Raw genomic sequence first — 13,970 nt, forward strand, 5'->3', positions numbered from 1 at the left:
CGCATGCGGTTGCATCGTCCGGGCCCGGGCTTCGGGCGCCTCTCCAGGGCCCGGCACAGGCCGATTGCAGGGAGCCTCCTGCTGTGCCATGCCGATCCCAGTGAGCTATTCGGCGAAGGGGCGACCAGGGCCCGTCGAACAGGCGGTGGGGATGTTGTAGAAGGACCACGCCCATCGTTCCCGCGTCGTACGTGGATGGGCGCCACCCCGGGTATGCCAGTTCGTGAGGTCGTCGATCAGAAGGGTCCACGACGGCGGGATCAGGCGAGCGCGGTTCATGGTGTCCAGAGCGTGCTCCAACTCCCTCCACGGGAGCCGGCGCCGGGGAATCAGGAGGCTCCGCATAGCCCGCTCTGCCGCTTCCTCCCAGGGGCGGCCGGGCGGGTCGGTGCGGGACAGTCGCCGCAGGGCCTGCCCGATGTCTCCGTAGCCGGTCCGGCGGAGGGAGAAGCGGAAGTCGCCCGCCTGGTGGTAGCGGACGAACATGCGGGCGATGCGGATGGCGAGCTCCGGCGGGACGTCCCCGGGCATGCCGGGCACAGCCTGGGGCGGGCGGCCTCTCCCGCTTCGGCGAAGCGGCGCTGTGACTTGGGTGTTTCCGTCGCGGACGCACCTGGCGAGCCACTCCACCAGGACTTCCGTCCCGGACAGGCTCGTCGGAGACGCCTCCTCCTGCATGGCTGCGGGCCGTGTCAACTCTGCTCCCTCTGCTCCGATGTGGCCTCGTCGGGCAACTCAGCGGGCTGTAGCGGCTGTTCTGCGTCCTCTTCATCGACCAAGTGGCCTGATGGCGAGGGTGCGAGCTCGGCACGTGCGCGCGCGAGGACTGCCGGGTCCAGGTGCTCGAAGCCGGCCTCGCCCTCCGTGCGGAACCGGGTGATCTGGTCGGCGACCTCGTGGAGGATGCGGGCGTACTGCGCCCTTGCATGGGTCGATTCAGGTGTCTCGCGCCAGTCGTCCTGGAGCACGACCACCGGGTTCTCGGCGTCCTGCGCATCGTTCCGCAGCTCCATGGTGAGTGCCCAGTAGCCCACGTCGCTGATCTCGGTGTTCCGCACGCGCTCGGCGAGGTCCTCAAGCAGGTCGGCGCGCAGTTCGTAGGCAGTCGGTGTCCTGGCGGCCGCAGAGGGCATGCGGCTGAGGGCTTCGCGGATCTCGGCGGCCTCGGTGGCCAGGTAGTCGGCGTACCCGTCCCAGTCGACCTCGGCACTGGTGTCCTTGGCCAGAACGGGGATGTCGTTGCGGCCCTTGATGCGTCGCAGGGTCTGCGCGGTCAGTCCGGTTGCCTCCAGGCCCTTCTGCAGGCCGCCGTGATGGGCGAGCGGTCCGGCCAGGGCGGCCTTGACCAGGGGGTCGCGGCGCCGGGCGAGGCTGCGATTCTCCCGCCCCCACTCCGTCAGTCTGTCCAGCGCTTCATCGGGGCCGGTGAGGACCGGCGCAGGGTCATCCTGGTGCATGCGCCCACCCTACCGACTCAAAGGAGATGACATCATCTATTTGAAAGGAGTGGTAGCGTCTTTTTTGTTTGCTGGCGGTCTCCCTTCTCCGCTCTGGAGCGACTGTGGACGTTGTCGTGGACCCCTCCGTGACCAGCCCTTCCCCGGGCGGCAACGGGTGGTTCGTCTCTCTGGCCCTCAGCCCGGGCACCGGCAGCGGCCGGCTGGACTGGCACCCGGATGGCCTCAGCGACCCCGAAACGATCACGGTCAAGGTCGGCAGGGCACCCCTCACCGACCAGCAGGTCGACAGGATCGGGAAGGTCGTCGCCGGCTTCTCCAGCATCGACGTCATCGACCGAGCCGAATGGACCTACCTCCACAACCAGGGTCGTTGGGACTACGTCCCGGCCGGAGAGGACGACCTCCTGGGCGCCGTCGAGGAGCTGACGTACCTGGTGCGCGAATGCCTGGAATGATCGCCGCGCGTATCCCCACGCCACCGCGAGCTGTCTGAAGTCCGTCCGCCAGTCCGGCTGGAGAGACCGAACGTGTCAGTCGTGACCGTCACCATCCCGTCCGTCCCACCCGACGCGACAGGACATTGGCGCAAGGTGGTGACCGGCATCGACCCCACCCAGCGCGGCGGCTACGCCGTGCTGGGGCACTTCGTGCAGCCTGAGGAACGACTCACAGTCCCCTTGGGCACTCTCGTACTGGCCGTCGACAAGAACGTGTTCGAACGCACTGGGGGCCCGCGCCTCGGCGCGGGGCGGTTCATAGAGTCCGCAACCGTACGCATCCTGAAAGCCCGTACCCGCGGGCTGGTCGAGGTCTGGTCTCGCGACTACCGGTCAGCCTGGCTCCACCCCAGTGTCCTCAATCGGCTCACGACGCTGCTGCGAAAGCAGCAGGAGCGCCTCGCCAGGAACCCAGAGCGCGCGGAGCAGGACCGCGCGGCCGCGCGGGGGGCCAACGCCCGGCGCGCCGAGCGGGCACGACTGGCACGCGCCAGGGCCGGCGGCCGCTCCTCGGGTGTGGCGGCGAAACCAAAGGCGCGCGCGACTTCCGGGCGCAGCCAGAACAGCGCGCGGATGCGCGCGTGGGCGAAGGCGAACGGCTACAAGGTCAACGACCGCGGCCCTGTTCCAGCGTCCCTTCGTGAGGCCTACGAGAAGGCCAACTCCTGATCACCGGAACCCCGATCAGCCGCGTGCGAGACGGCTCTGCGGTGCTCGCCGCCGCCCACGAAGGCGTTCCCTCCTGCCGTGTCCGGCCCGCCCGGCCATGGACCGTAATCCCGCCACGAGGTACGGCACATCAGGTGGTGGTGCCGGGCCCCGGTCAGTAACCCCCGCCCCGCCTACCGATGGTTGCGGCAGTCGAGCACCGTGTGCTGAGCCCCCTTGCCCCGACTTCCAAGCCGAGGACGACTGTGCCCACCCCCCTGACTACCGCCGCGCCTCAACAGGCCACCGCTGCAAGCGGTTTCACTCACGCCGGCACCCAGACCACCACGCGCCCGGCCACCCTCGACGACTTCGAAGGGGTGAACGCGCTTCACGAACGTTGCTCACTCCAGACGCGCTTCGCCCGCTACCAGGCCGCTCGGCGATCACTCCGCCTCGCCGAGTTCCAACACCTGACACGCCCCGACCGCAGCCTCACCTGGGTCACCCATCCCATGGACGATCCGCATCAGCTCGTCGCGACCACCAACCTGGTCCGCACGACGGAGCCAGGGGCAGCCGAGCTCGGCATCATGATCGAGGATTCGTGGCAGAGCCGCGGGCTTGGTACCTCGCTCGTGCGGTACGCGCGCGCTCAGGCCCGCGCCTTCGGCTGCTCCTCGCTGGTCGTCATGACCGGGGCGGACAACGTGCGGATCCTCAAGATCATGAGGGCGCTCGGCGTCACCCTGCCGGCTGTGCGCAGTTCGACGGTCGACCTCACAGTTCCCGTCGGAGAGCACGTGGAGTTCACCGTGGCAGCAGCACTTCCGCGGCCGGTCCGGTAGCACCTTCCTTGCCGTCTACCGAGGTGAGCTGTCCACCGCTGGTCCTGGCGTACGGCTGATCGGCCTCCGAGGCCGTGCGGGACGACGTGATCCGGACCCTCACTGCAAACGCCTGGGTGCGGCGCCTCACCTTCGATCAGGGGCACCACGGAGCTGCCCCAGAGTCACGCCACTGGCGGTCGTCCTCGTCTGGCCGATGTCCTCCAAGCTGCCCGCCCCTTTGATCGCGAGTGCGTCAGACCGGTTCATCCCACCCGTCCGGACTTGCCGACTCGCCGCCGAGTTCGCCCGGGTCCGCGGCCAGATCCCGCCCGTGGCATGACGCCGATGGCATCCTGCAGGCCGCCGCCCGGCGGCTGTTTACCCGGCGGCGGCCGGTGGGGCTCGGTGCATGCGTTCCGCGCACGGGAACCTGGTCCCACCGACGTGCGGGGCGCCGACACGCGTGGCGCGGGAGGCGCTGATCGACATGAGGCAGTAGTGTCATGTCCCGATAATCGGGGAGGAGTTGAGTCATCTGATGCGCATCTCAACGTCCGGGACGCAACGACGGTGGATGCTGGCCACAGTGCTGTGCGGCGTGATGCTCGCGGGATGCAGCAGCGGAGGCGGGGGAGGAAACGGCGACGCGAAGGCGCAGGCCAAGCCGGCAGCGGAACCGAAACCCCTTGCCGAGGGTGCCCTGCGCCCCCTGCTGCTCTCCCAGTCGGACCTCGGGGCCGGCTACGTCCAGGTCCAGGAGAAGCCCGACAGCCAGAAGTACGACGACGTCTCGGTCCAGGGGTGCCCCTCGCTGGAAAAGCTGGGGCAGGGCGCCGAGGAGAACATGTTCGCCTCAAAGGCGGAGACCAGCTTCACCTACGACACGGATGCCACACTCGGCGAAGAACTGCACAGCGACCGACCCTCGGTGCTCTCCAGCAAGCTCCGACAGCTGTTCGGCGCCTACACATCGTGCCCCAGCTACACGATGACAGCAGGCACCACCCCCATCGAGGTGAAGGTCACCAAGTCGGCCACCCCGGAGCTGGGTGACGAACAGTTCGCCTACACCTCGACGATGAAACTGCCCTCCGGAGCGCAGGTGCTCAAGACCATGGCAGTACGCAAGGGCAACATCGCGGTGATGCTGGTGGGAGCACCCGCCCTGGTGGACCGCCACATCAAGGCCGCTGTCGGCAAGCTCCCCGCAAGCAGCTGACCGTTCCCGGCGCCGCGGCGGTCACCAGGAAGGTGCCCTACGCGGCGTCCGGGAACTCCTCCAAGAGTCTGGCGCGCTGCGTGGGTCCCAGGCCCTGCACGCGACGTCCCTCCGGGATGCCCAGGGCGCTCATTGAACGGGTGGCGCGCACCTGCCCGATACCGGGCAGTGCGGTGAGCAACTGTCGTACCGGCATGCGGCCCACGATGGTGTCGGACCGGTTCAGCACCTGTGCGAGCGTTACGGTGCCGGCCTTGAGGCTCGCCCGTACCGCACTGCGGGCACGACGAGCGAGGATGGCCTTCTGGCGCGCCGCGTCACGGTCGTCGTTGGTGAGGGTGGGAAGCGCCATGGAGGGCTCCTTACGTTGTGAGGTCTCACGGACCTTGGTGTATGGGCAAGGCGTCTGCCCGGACGGTCCCGAGCAGAGGGGCGGTGAAGTCCTACCGAGCTGCCGTGGCCGCCGTGGTCGTGTCGGCGGGATCCCCAGCTCTCTCGACGTGGTCGTGGCACCCCGGACGGCTGCGGCGACCACGGTTGCTGACCCGGCTCACGCAGCCGGGCGGTAGCGGGGGACCAGGTCCTCGCGCACGGAGGCGAAGACACCGATCGCAGCCTCCAGCGTGTCGGGGGTTTGCGCGTCCGTGCAGGCGATCCTCAACTGGTAGCCCTCGCAGGCGGGCGGGAGAAGGGCGTTGGTGTACACGCCGTAGTCGACCAGGATGCGCTGCGCCGACAGCACCGAGGTCTGGCCGGGAAACCGCAGCGAGACGACCGGGCTGGCGCTGCCAGCCACGTCGTAGCCCAGCGCGTCCAGTGCCCGCCGCAGGTACTCGGCCGCCGACAGCGCGTCGGGCTCTGAGTCGGCGCGCCGGCGGATCTCGCGCAGCGACGCGTGTGCGGCCGCCGTGTCCGCCGGACTCAGCCCGGCCGAGAAGATCTGCGGCCGAGAGGTATGGCGCAGGAAGCTGATCGTCTTGGCGTCGGCCAGGACCGCGCCGCCCTGCGACGCCAGGGCCTTGCTGAACGACAGGGTCATCAACGGCACCCGGCCCTTCATTCCGGCCTGCTCGATCACACCACGGCCGCGCCCGAACACCCCCACGCCATCGGCGTCGTCAACCAGCAGCGTGGCCCCGTACTCCTCACAGACCGCGACCAGTTCGGCCACCGGCGCCAGAGCGCCCTCCATGGAGAACACCCCATCGGTGGCGACCAGGACCGATCGGGTCGGTGCCGCCGCCAGCTGCCGGGCCAGATCACCAGGGTCGTTGTGAGCGAACCTGTGCACCGTCGCTCCGGAAGCCTTCGCCAGCCAGGCCCCGTCGACCAGTGACGGGTGCGCCCTTTCGTCCAGGTACACCTGGTCACCGAGCCCAGCCAGGGCGGAGACGACACCGAGGTTGGTCATGTAGCCGGAGGCGAACACCAGGGCAGCCTCATAGCCGAAGAAGCCCGCGAGGTCCGCCTCGAGCTCCTCGTGGAGATCAAGGTTCCCGTTCAGCATCCGGGACCCGGTCGCGGACGTCCCGTACAGGGCGACCGCGTCCTGTGCGGCACCGATCACTTGCGGGTTCGAGCTGAGCGCCCGGTAGTTGCTGCTGCCGAGCATGAGGACCTCGGAGCCGTCCAGCACCGCCTGCCCGCCTTCGGCCGGCCCCTGAAAGGCCGGGTAGTACGGGTAGAGCCCCACATCGCGTGCCTCATCAGCCCACGTATAGGCGCGGCATTTCTCCAGCAGATCCATCAAGTGAGGTCCGATCTCTCGCGCGGGTCGGCCGAGTAGCGGCACCACCGTCGCCCCGCCGCGCCCCGCAGGGGCTCGCCGGACGCGAACGTCCCACGCCCTGGCGTCGCGATCTGCCGGTGCGGTCCGCCCCGTGGGACACGGCCACCTGACAGCGGCATTCACGTCGATGCGGCCGAACCACCACTGACCGTGGCGGATCCGCCTCAAGGGCGCCGCGTGGCACTCGTTCGACGTGGTCCGCGCCACGGATCGCACATGAAGATCGTCTCCCGCAGGGCGGCGTCATCGGCACCAGTCCACCCCATCCCTTACACGTTCACCGCATCCTCAGACCGAGCCCGCCCGGCCCTGCCGCGCGCGGCAGACTGCGCAGCGCACGGCTGCGCCTCCAACCCCCCATCCAGCTCAAGGAGTAGCGGTGGCCCGTGAGAACCGCACCATCTCCCCGTCCCGCCCTGCTCACCTTCAGGTTCCCGCCGCGTACTGGATGCTGGTGGCCGGCTTCACCATCTGCCGCAGCGGTTGCGTCGTCGTGCCGTTCCTCTCCCTGTACCTGGTACGCCAGCAGCACTTCAGCGCGGCGGACGCAGCCCAGGTCAGCGCCGCCTTCGGCGCAGGATGGGCCGTCGGACCCGCCATCGCGGGCTGGCTCGCCGACCGGATCGGGCGACGCCTGACGCTCCTGGCGACCCTGGGAGCCGTGACCGCGACGTACCTCACCCTTCCCGCCCTGCATGCACTGGCCGCACTGACCGCCGCCGCATTCGCTGTCGGTCTCCTCTTCGAAGCTCCCCGCCCCGCCGTCCTCGCCCTCGTCGCCGACCTGGTGCCCGAGGAGTCCCGCGGACGGGCGTACGCACGCCTGTACTGGGCATCCAATATCGGCGCGGGAGTCGCCGGGGGAGTGGGGACCGTTCTCGCGGACAGCCACATCACCGCGCTCTTCTACGTGGCCGCGACGTCCAACCTCACCTTCGCGGTCACCGTGCTGATCTGCAAGATCGGGCAAGGGCCACGGCCGACGGCACAACAGCGTCACGACCTCTCCGACGCCTCGGGCTTCCGGTCGCTGCTCCGTGACGGACCGTTTCTCGCCGTGACCGGACTCACGCTCTTGTATCTCTGCTCCTACCAGCAGGTCTTGTTCGGACTGCCCGTGGCCATGACTCACGACGGCCTGAAGCCGTCCGCCTACGGAATCATCAGCCTCATCAACGCGATCGGTGTAGTCGCCTTCCAACCACTCCTGCAACCCTGGATCGACCGCCGCGCCCCCCTGGTGGTGTGCGCCGCCGGCTCGATCGCCCTGGGCCTGGGCATGGGCGGAAACCTCGGCTCCCGGCAGTCCCTCGTCGGCTACGGCCTCGCCGCCGTCGTCTGGACCCTGGGTGAGGTGCTGTTCTTCAGCAGCGTCATGACGGTGGTCGAACGCCTCGCACCGGCCGATGCCCGCGGCCGTTATGCCGGCATCTGGGCCTCCACGATGGGCATCTCCGCCCTCATCGCCCCCCTCGTCAGCACCGCCGCCCTCGACACGGGCGGACCGGAACTCATGTGGACGACGAGCTTCAGCCTGGGTGTCCTCGCCGCCGCCGGTCTCCTCGCTCTGAAGCGTCACGTCGACAACGCCACCACGGAGGCCAAGCCCGCGGAACGAAACCTCGCTACCACCCGCGCATGACCCGTTGCACGGCTAAGGCACGCACCACCTACCGTCCCCTCGCCCGTCTGCCGGACCGACCGGCGGCACCAACACCGAGGAACGCATGCCTGCCATCACCCGCATCGACCAGATCCCCCCATCCCATACAGTCTTCCCGGCCAGCAGTCACCCCGACCTGCAACAACCCGGAGCCGTGCACCACGGCTGGAACACCGGCCGCCAGCTCCTCCTGCACGCAGCCGACAGCCCCCTGGCTAAACCGATCACCGGCCAGGAACGCCCCCTCCGGCAGCAGGCGATCACGTACCTGCGCAGGCTCAGCCCTCACCTCGACGAGGTGGCCGGCCCACTCGCGCTCGCCCTCCACATCAGTGCCGTCCAACAGCCCCCCGCAGCCGCGGACACCACCTCCCTGATCCCGCTGATCCGTGAGGCCCTCGCAGACCTGGGAGACTGGGGGATCCGTGCCCCGCTGCCCGAGCACATCGACCTGATCACCCGGGCCGTCCACGCGCTGCAGCCCTGCATGCCCGACTGACCGCCCCCACCGAGGCCCTTCACGGCCTGCGGGCCTGACACACAACCGGCTCAGGACCATGGCCGCCGACCATCAGCACCAACTCGGTCCACCGCGCGGAACGCCGACGGCGAATGCGGATCCACCTCTTGGGACGTCGCGCGGTGGACCGAGTTGCGCGCTGGCCAACAGCGACAGGCTCGGATCGCCCCGCCCACCACATGGGCCCCTCCACACCAGGGATGTGTGATCCGATGCAGAAGCTCCGCGCAGTCCTCGCCGCCTCCACAGTCGGTGCAGCCGCGATCGCCGGCATGGTCGCGAACGCGCCGACCGCCGCGGCCGCCACCTCCACCTCGCTGTGCGGCTCGACCTACGGCTACGTGGGCAAGCACGCCATGACGAAGGTCTCGGGGAGGGAAGGGCCGCGCACGGGCGGCTACGTGTACGTCTACTACAGCGCCAAGACCAAGAAGAACTGCGCGATATCCAAGCCGGTTCCCGAACTGCGGGGCAAGGCCTGGGGGCTGGGCGTGGGCCTGCATAGCCCCACCTACAAGGACGGCGAGTCCGACGGATACGCGCGCGGGCAGGTCTACACCCGATGGGCGGGGCCGGTCTACGTGAAGTCACCGCATGCCTGCATCAACGTGGTCGGAGACATGAACATCGGTGCGCCTGGCCACGTCCGCGCGCACTACGAGGTCTCGAAGAACGGCGTCCACTGCGGCTGAGCATGGGCTCAGGGGTACCAGCCGTGCAACTCCTCACGCGGCTCCAGGCGACCGGCGGACGGCCTTCGCAGGATCCCGGCATCCAGGTCCGTCCGCCGGACGACATCCCGGCACGGCTGACCCACATACCCGCACCGGGGTGCTGTACCGCCCGGCGGAACAGCACCCCCGAACCCGGAGCCGAGCGGTGAGACGCGAAACCGCGAGCCCCCCGCTGGCCCCGCACGGTCTGCTTGCCTCACCCCATGAACCCGACATGGCGCAGCCCACGCCGCACACCAGGAGGACCCGCGCCCGGCGCGCCCGCCCGATTCGACCAGGTGCTCGCGCGCGCCCGTGCCGACAACCGGGCGGCCCTGGCCACCTATCTCCCCGCGGGCTACCCCCACCAGGCCCACAGCCTGCGGATCCTGCACCGCCTCGCCGAAACCACCGACGTGATCGAGCTCGGCTGGCGCTACACCTTTACCGAACGCCAAAGTGGCCGGATCGCAGGTGACCTGCAATGACGCACGGCGTACATGTACGTGGCTCAGCTGCCCGTCGTTCCGTCGAGCTTGGCGCGCAGCCGGTGGGACCGGCCCTCGGCGCCTTCTCGGTGGCGGGCTTTCCGGATCTCCGCAGCAGCGTGGACGCCTTCGTCGCCTACGCCGAGCACGGCGCAGCGATACTGGAGGTGGGGGCGCCAGCGGCGGATCCCTGGCTCGATGGTCCAGCTATCGCCGCAGCTCATCGCTGTGCTCTTCGCGCTGGTGATGGCGTACGCATCACACTGGAGACGGTGCGGCGAGTGTCGGCTCGAAGTCACGCGCCCGTCGTCGTCATGAGCTACTGGTCAACCGTTCAGGCCCTTGGTCCGCAGCGAATGGCCGCCGAGCTTGCCTCCAGCGGCGCGACGGGGTGCCTCGTACCGGACATTCCATCGGAGCACGTGGAGCAGTGGGTGGCGGCCGCGACGGAGGCCGGGATCAGCGCCCCTCTCCTCGCCAACCGGCAGGCGCCGTACGACGAGTTGGGAATCGCATGCCGAGCCGCGACGGGGTTCGTCTACGCGCCAGCGGTCGCGGGGCAGCGTACGGGCTACTCGGCCGGGATCGACCTGGACAGCCTCGCTGCCTTCGTACGATCCCTCCGGCGCATCGCTCCCTCGACCCGGGTCCTGACGGGGATCGGAGTGTCAACTCCCACAGTGGCAGCTGCTGTTGTCGCCAACGGGGCCGTTGATGGGGTCGTGGTCGGCTCGCCGCTCATCCGGGCGTTCGCCGAAAACGGCCTGAGCAGAGCAGCCGAACTCGTGCACGAGTTCGCCGCCTCCATCGCCCAGCCGCGGGACCGGTGACTCCATGCACGTACTACAGGCCGAAGGCGCCGCCCTCGATGAGGATGAGCAGGCCGATGACGTTCAGCACCAGGCGCAGCAGGACGTGGCCCCAGCGGCTGACCGCCTTGGCGATGACGGTGCGGGTGGCGAAGCAGCGTCCGGCGGAGCACGCCACCCTGGCCTGACCGGGCCCCAGCGTCCACTCAGCCTCGACCTGCCGCGGCAGGTCCACCTGCTTCGCTCCGCGACCCGTCTGCCGGTTGCCGTCGGCATCGGTGGTGAGCACCCCGGACCAGGCCGCGCAAGTCTCGGCGTCCGCGGACGCCATGGTCGTCGGCTCGGCAGTGATCCGCCGATTGCGGGGCCAGCCCACCGCTGCCGCCGAGGTCGCCCGCCCACTCCGCGGCCGGCGTACGCCGCACCCGGCGCTCCCAAGCCCGACCACCGATTCCCCACCACCAACTCCACGAAGCAGCCCGCGCCATGCGCATGCACGAAGGAGCTCATCCGATGACGAAGAACAAGATCCGCAGCGCCCTCGCGGCAGCGGCAATCACCGTTGCGGCACTCGGAGGGGCAGTGGCAACCGCCCCGGAAGCGGCAGCGGCCTCGTGCAACCCCTGGACGCAGAAGGGCAAGACGACGACCGCGGTGAGACTCCGGTCGAACCACTCCACCAGTTCGGCAGCCCTCGGGGTCCTGAGCAAGGGCACCCGCGTCACCTCCAACTGCCTCTGGTGGGACGGCCACTCCCAGTACCAGTGGTACCGGGTCAAGGTCACCAGCGGCGCCAACACCGGCCGGACCGGCTGGATATGGGGCGCCTACTGGTGGGGCTTCGCGAGCTGACCGCCAGCGTCCGCCCGCGAGCGGCCACCGCGTGGCCGGGCATAACCCCCGCCCGGCGACGCGGCCTCAGCCGCCCCACAGCCGTCCTGTCCCCCAGGGAAGTTCCGTCATGAAGCTCTTCGCCCTCGGCCATCGCACTGATAATCCCGAACCCACCGAATCGCCCACGGCCGCAGCAACGGCAGTCAGCTACCTTGCGCGGTACGTGAACCGCGACGCGGTCCCCGCCCGGTCTGGACCCGGTCCCGACTTCGCGCCGATCGGGCAACTCTTCTATCTCGACCGCGGGATCAAACTGCGCGAGGTCCACGGCTGGGTCCAACTGAGGCTGCGCTACCGTTCCGCGTCCGGCCTGGCGGAAGGCGCTACGGCCTGGCTCCCCGAGGCATGGACGAGTCCCTGCGTGCCACCGGGACACTGACCAGGCCATGCTCAGCGCACTTGGCAGCCACCCCGGAACAAGCGATCCCCCCTTGTGAGAAGACGAGTCGGCGTTCTGTGGCAGTGTCGGTCTCCCGTGCGCCGCCCGGCGCTTGCCTGGCTGGCACGTCCACCTTCCACGAGGAGATCCCGGTGGCAGAAGCTCACCCCGCCCACGCCGACCTGCCTGCCCTGTACCGGGCCGAGGCCGGCGTGTTCCACGGGCGCTGGACGATGTCCGTCATCGGACCGGACTTGGGCGTGGTAGCTGGCCCGAACATCGACCTCGGTCCTGCTGAGGAACTCACCACGGCTCAGCCTGACGATCCGGGCCGATATCTGATCGCTGTCACCGGCCAGGTGCCGATCCTGCCGCGGGCGCGGGCTGCACAGGCTTGAGTCGCACGGCTACGTCGTCGAGGCGGCTGCCCGCGAAGATGCCAGAACCGACCAGGGGTGGACACAGACTGCCACGTCGTGGTGGACCGCCCCCTGCCAGCCCATCCACAAACACAGTGCCTGACCAACCCGAACAGGCCTGCAACACGAACCGCATGCGCAAGCGAGGCAGGAGGACAGGGCGAGCCGAACGACGGGATCAACGCTCTCCAGTCACCGGCCGCCGAGCCGGCCGACCTGCCAGTGCCCGCGGCCCGTGACGTCAACGAACATCGCGTGGGCCGTCAGCACATCCAGGACCGCGGCCATGCGCCCGGTGTGCCCGGCACCCGGGACGGCCTCGCCCAGGCGCTCAACGATCGCCGTGCGCGTCAAGGGCTCCCGGGACCTGACCAGCGTCCGGGCGACCCGGTGCAGCAGCGTGTCACCGGGCGTCCCCAGCTCCGCCTGCCGCCACAGGTCCTCACCGCGGGTGTGGCGCGCGCTCAATTCGGCCCAGCGCTTCGAGGCGTGCTCCAACACCACGGGCAGCACAGGCTGCCGCTGCGAGGGCACTCGCGGGCGCTTCCGCTGCCGCCAGTACAGCGCCCCGGCCGCCGTGCCCAGCACCGCCGCGGCCGCCAACTTCCTCGGCTCGCTGAGCTGCTCCACCGCCGCTCTGGCCAGGTGGCCAGTCAGGTTCGCCAAGACGCTGGCCTGCCGCTCCAGGTCGGCCATGCGGCCCTCCGTCACCCCCACGTCCCCCAGAGCCGCGCGCAGGGCGACCCAGTCGGCGAACGCAAGCCCGCTGTCGACCAAGTCCGCGTCGGTCCCGATGATGACCACCGGAGCGATCACCCCGGCCAGCAGCAGCATCGGCACATCAGAGGCGTCCCGCCCGGCGAGAACCTGCGCCTGCGGCGTCATCGGCAGGCCGACGGTGTCCACGACGTACAGGACGGGCGCATACCGGGACTGCCACAGCTCCAGCGCCCGCCCCAGGTCGAACCGTCCGCCCTCGTGGTGCCGGTCGGCCAGCACCCGCGGAACCTCCTCCCACACGTGAACCGGGATCAGGCACCGCACCGTCCCTGCCCGTGCCCCGGCGACGAACGACGACGGGGCCAGCCGCCGCGTGGCCGCGATGATGTCCGTCGTCAGCACGGAGGTGTCCAGCAGTGCGCGGCGCAGCGGCCCACGCTGGTACAGGGTGCGCCGTACGGCCGGCGCCAGCTCGCTCATCCGCGCATCGTAGTGCGGGCGTTGGCCGGACGGCGCGGGATTCCGGCGCCGTCCGCGGGCGGCACCAGCCCCTCCGGAGAACGCTGAGCCCTACCGCCCAAACCCGTTCCCATACTTCCCGGTCCCTGACAGGCCCTCGCCGGCCAGCGAGCTGACTTCCGGCCTCGGCGCCGGCCGCGATGGCACGCGCTCAGCCTTCACTGCGAAGGGACGGACGACGGCTGCGGAACACGGGGTATCCCTTGATCATGCCGATGGAGTCCAGACAGATCCATCGGCCGTCTCTGTGACCTGCCGTGATGCTCCTTCCGCCGCGCACGGACCTGACGTGCAGCCACCCAAGCCGCGCGGTGCTCCATCGCGGTTGCCGGGCTAACCCCGGCTCCTCATACCTTTGCCATCGTCGTCGACCCGCTCCTCCTCGGCGAGGTCACGCATCGCA

The 13,970-nt window shown here is 69.7% G+C and carries 17 protein-coding genes and 1 pseudogene; 12 read left to right on the forward strand and 6 right to left on the reverse strand.

Annotated elements, in window-relative coordinates:
* Positions 1-105 precede the first annotated feature (105 nt).
* Both ACIRQF_RS31070 and ACIRQF_RS31075 read right to left on the reverse strand, forming a co-directional pair.
* The gene (locus ACIRQF_RS31070; RefSeq protein ID WP_404097579.1) at positions 106-678 is read right to left on the reverse strand and encodes a type I-E CRISPR-associated protein Cse2/CasB; all 573 of its coding nucleotides are present in this window, start codon (positions 676-678) and stop codon (positions 106-108) included.
* Between the two features lie 14 nt (positions 679-692).
* Positions 693-1,457 carry a hypothetical protein gene (locus ACIRQF_RS31075; protein ID WP_404097231.1) on the reverse strand — a complete coding sequence of 255 codons (765 nt, stop codon included), beginning with the start codon at positions 1,455-1,457 and terminating at the stop codon, positions 693-695.
* A gap of 128 nt (positions 1,458-1,585) precedes the next feature.
* Between ACIRQF_RS31075 and ACIRQF_RS31080 the strand changes: the two genes are divergently transcribed.
* The 4 genes and pseudogenes from ACIRQF_RS31080 to ACIRQF_RS31095 all read left to right on the forward strand — a co-directional run bounded on the left by ACIRQF_RS31080 (position 1,586) and on the right by ACIRQF_RS31095 (position 4,654).
* Positions 1,586-1,915, forward strand: coding sequence for a hypothetical protein (locus ACIRQF_RS31080; RefSeq protein WP_404097234.1), 330 nt, complete (start codon positions 1,586-1,588; stop codon positions 1,913-1,915).
* Between the two features lie 534 nt (positions 1,916-2,449).
* Positions 2,450-2,626, forward strand: a pseudogene (locus ACIRQF_RS31085) (histone-like nucleoid-structuring protein Lsr2); the annotation flags it as partial.
* 245 nt (positions 2,627-2,871) lie between these two features.
* Positions 2,872-3,453 carry a GNAT family N-acetyltransferase gene (locus tag ACIRQF_RS31090; RefSeq protein ID WP_404097236.1) on the forward strand — a complete coding sequence of 194 codons (582 nt, stop codon included), beginning with the start codon at positions 2,872-2,874 and terminating at the stop codon, positions 3,451-3,453.
* Positions 3,454-4,009: 556 nt separating this feature from the next.
* On the forward strand, positions 4,010-4,654 hold the full coding sequence (locus ACIRQF_RS31095) for a hypothetical protein (RefSeq protein ID WP_404097239.1): 645 nt from the start codon (positions 4,010-4,012) through the stop codon (positions 4,652-4,654).
* Between the two features lie 37 nt (positions 4,655-4,691).
* Here ACIRQF_RS31095 and mihF read toward each other — a convergent pair whose 3' ends face one another.
* Both mihF and ACIRQF_RS31105 read right to left on the reverse strand, forming a co-directional pair.
* Positions 4,692-5,006 (reverse strand): integration host factor, actinobacterial type, encoded by a 315-nt coding sequence (gene mihF / locus ACIRQF_RS31100; RefSeq protein WP_404097242.1) that lies wholly within the window; start codon positions 5,004-5,006, stop codon positions 4,692-4,694.
* A gap of 198 nt (positions 5,007-5,204) precedes the next feature.
* Positions 5,205-6,401: an aminotransferase class I/II-fold pyridoxal phosphate-dependent enzyme gene (locus ACIRQF_RS31105; RefSeq protein ID WP_404097244.1), complete on the reverse strand. Its 1,197-nt coding sequence runs from the start codon at positions 6,399-6,401 to the stop codon at positions 5,205-5,207.
* A gap of 421 nt (positions 6,402-6,822) precedes the next feature.
* Between ACIRQF_RS31105 and ACIRQF_RS31110 the strand changes: the two genes are divergently transcribed.
* The 5 genes from ACIRQF_RS31110 to trpA all read left to right on the forward strand — a co-directional run bounded on the left by ACIRQF_RS31110 (position 6,823) and on the right by trpA (position 10,657).
* The gene (locus ACIRQF_RS31110) at positions 6,823-8,085 is read left to right on the forward strand and encodes an MFS transporter (protein ID WP_404097246.1); all 1,263 of its coding nucleotides are present in this window, start codon (positions 6,823-6,825) and stop codon (positions 8,083-8,085) included.
* An 85-nt stretch (positions 8,086-8,170) separates the two neighbouring features.
* The gene (locus ACIRQF_RS31115) at positions 8,171-8,605 is read left to right on the forward strand and encodes a hypothetical protein (RefSeq protein WP_404097248.1); all 435 of its coding nucleotides are present in this window, start codon (positions 8,171-8,173) and stop codon (positions 8,603-8,605) included.
* A gap of 233 nt (positions 8,606-8,838) precedes the next feature.
* On the forward strand, positions 8,839-9,318 hold the full coding sequence (locus tag ACIRQF_RS31120) for a hypothetical protein (protein ID WP_404097251.1): 480 nt from the start codon (positions 8,839-8,841) through the stop codon (positions 9,316-9,318).
* A 245-nt stretch (positions 9,319-9,563) separates the two neighbouring features.
* The gene (locus tag ACIRQF_RS31125) at positions 9,564-9,827 is read left to right on the forward strand and encodes a tryptophan synthase subunit alpha (protein ID WP_404097253.1); all 264 of its coding nucleotides are present in this window, start codon (positions 9,564-9,566) and stop codon (positions 9,825-9,827) included.
* On the forward strand, positions 9,824-10,657 hold the full coding sequence (gene trpA / locus ACIRQF_RS31130; RefSeq protein ID WP_404097256.1) for a tryptophan synthase subunit alpha: 834 nt from the start codon (positions 9,824-9,826) through the stop codon (positions 10,655-10,657). Before ACIRQF_RS31125 ends, trpA begins: the two co-directional genes overlap by 4 nt.
* A 13-nt stretch (positions 10,658-10,670) precedes the next feature.
* On the opposite strand, the gene ACIRQF_RS31135 is transcribed toward trpA, so the two are convergent.
* Positions 10,671-10,967 carry a hypothetical protein gene (locus ACIRQF_RS31135; RefSeq protein WP_404097259.1) on the reverse strand — a complete coding sequence of 99 codons (297 nt, stop codon included), beginning with the start codon at positions 10,965-10,967 and terminating at the stop codon, positions 10,671-10,673.
* A 182-nt stretch (positions 10,968-11,149) separates the two neighbouring features.
* Between ACIRQF_RS31135 and ACIRQF_RS31140 the strand changes: the two genes are divergently transcribed.
* The 3 genes from ACIRQF_RS31140 to ACIRQF_RS31150 all read left to right on the forward strand — a co-directional run bounded on the left by ACIRQF_RS31140 (position 11,150) and on the right by ACIRQF_RS31150 (position 12,307).
* Entirely contained in the window at positions 11,150-11,488 is a 339-nt protein-coding gene (locus ACIRQF_RS31140) for an SH3 domain-containing protein (RefSeq protein ID WP_404097262.1), read from the forward strand.
* A 109-nt stretch (positions 11,489-11,597) separates the two neighbouring features.
* Complete coding sequence (locus ACIRQF_RS31145; protein WP_404097265.1) at positions 11,598-11,909, forward strand: hypothetical protein; 312 nt, start codon at positions 11,598-11,600, stop codon at positions 11,907-11,909.
* Between the two features lie 152 nt (positions 11,910-12,061).
* Entirely contained in the window at positions 12,062-12,307 is a 246-nt protein-coding gene (locus tag ACIRQF_RS31150) for a hypothetical protein (protein WP_404097268.1), read from the forward strand.
* A 213-nt stretch (positions 12,308-12,520) separates the two neighbouring features.
* Here the strand turns inward: ACIRQF_RS31150 and ACIRQF_RS31155 are convergent, their stop codons facing one another.
* A complete protein-coding gene (locus ACIRQF_RS31155) occupies positions 12,521-13,528 on the reverse strand; it encodes a PIN domain-containing protein (RefSeq protein ID WP_404097271.1) in 1,008 nt (335 codons plus the stop codon).
* Positions 13,529-13,970: the final 442 nt, after the last annotated feature.

The organism is Streptomyces sp. NPDC101191 (assembly GCF_044767915.1).
GTDB lineage: Bacteria > Actinomycetota > Actinomycetes > Streptomycetales > Streptomycetaceae > Streptomyces.

What these genes read in the sequence shown, in the direction of transcription:
- ACIRQF_RS31070 (WP_404097579.1), bottom strand. Translation starts at nt 678, where the DNA reads ATGCAGGAGGAGGCGTCTCCGACGAGCCTGTCCGGGACGGAAGTCCTG.
- ACIRQF_RS31075 (WP_404097231.1), bottom strand. Translation starts at nt 1,457, where the DNA reads ATGCACCAGGATGACCCTGCGCCGGTCCTCACCGGCCCCGATGAAGCG.
- ACIRQF_RS31095 (WP_404097239.1), top strand. Translation starts at nt 4,010, where the DNA reads ATGCTGGCCACAGTGCTGTGCGGCGTGATGCTCGCGGGATGCAGCAGC.
- mihF (WP_404097242.1), bottom strand. Translation starts at nt 5,006, where the DNA reads ATGGCGCTTCCCACCCTCACCAACGACGACCGTGACGCGGCGCGCCAG.
- ACIRQF_RS31105 (WP_404097244.1), bottom strand. Translation starts at nt 6,401, where the DNA reads ATGGATCTGCTGGAGAAATGCCGCGCCTATACGTGGGCTGATGAGGCA.
- ACIRQF_RS31115 (WP_404097248.1), top strand. Translation starts at nt 8,171, where the DNA reads ATGCCTGCCATCACCCGCATCGACCAGATCCCCCCATCCCATACAGTC.
- ACIRQF_RS31120 (WP_404097251.1), top strand. Translation starts at nt 8,839, where the DNA reads ATGCAGAAGCTCCGCGCAGTCCTCGCCGCCTCCACAGTCGGTGCAGCC.
- ACIRQF_RS31125 (WP_404097253.1), top strand. Translation starts at nt 9,564, where the DNA reads ATGAACCCGACATGGCGCAGCCCACGCCGCACACCAGGAGGACCCGCG.
- trpA (WP_404097256.1), top strand. Translation starts at nt 9,824, where the DNA reads ATGACGCACGGCGTACATGTACGTGGCTCAGCTGCCCGTCGTTCCGTC.
- ACIRQF_RS31135 (WP_404097259.1), bottom strand. Translation starts at nt 10,967, where the DNA reads ATGGCGTCCGCGGACGCCGAGACTTGCGCGGCCTGGTCCGGGGTGCTC.
- ACIRQF_RS31140 (WP_404097262.1), top strand. Translation starts at nt 11,150, where the DNA reads ATGACGAAGAACAAGATCCGCAGCGCCCTCGCGGCAGCGGCAATCACC.
- ACIRQF_RS31145 (WP_404097265.1), top strand. Translation starts at nt 11,598, where the DNA reads ATGAAGCTCTTCGCCCTCGGCCATCGCACTGATAATCCCGAACCCACC.
- ACIRQF_RS31155 (WP_404097271.1), bottom strand. Translation starts at nt 13,528, where the DNA reads ATGAGCGAGCTGGCGCCGGCCGTACGGCGCACCCTGTACCAGCGTGGG.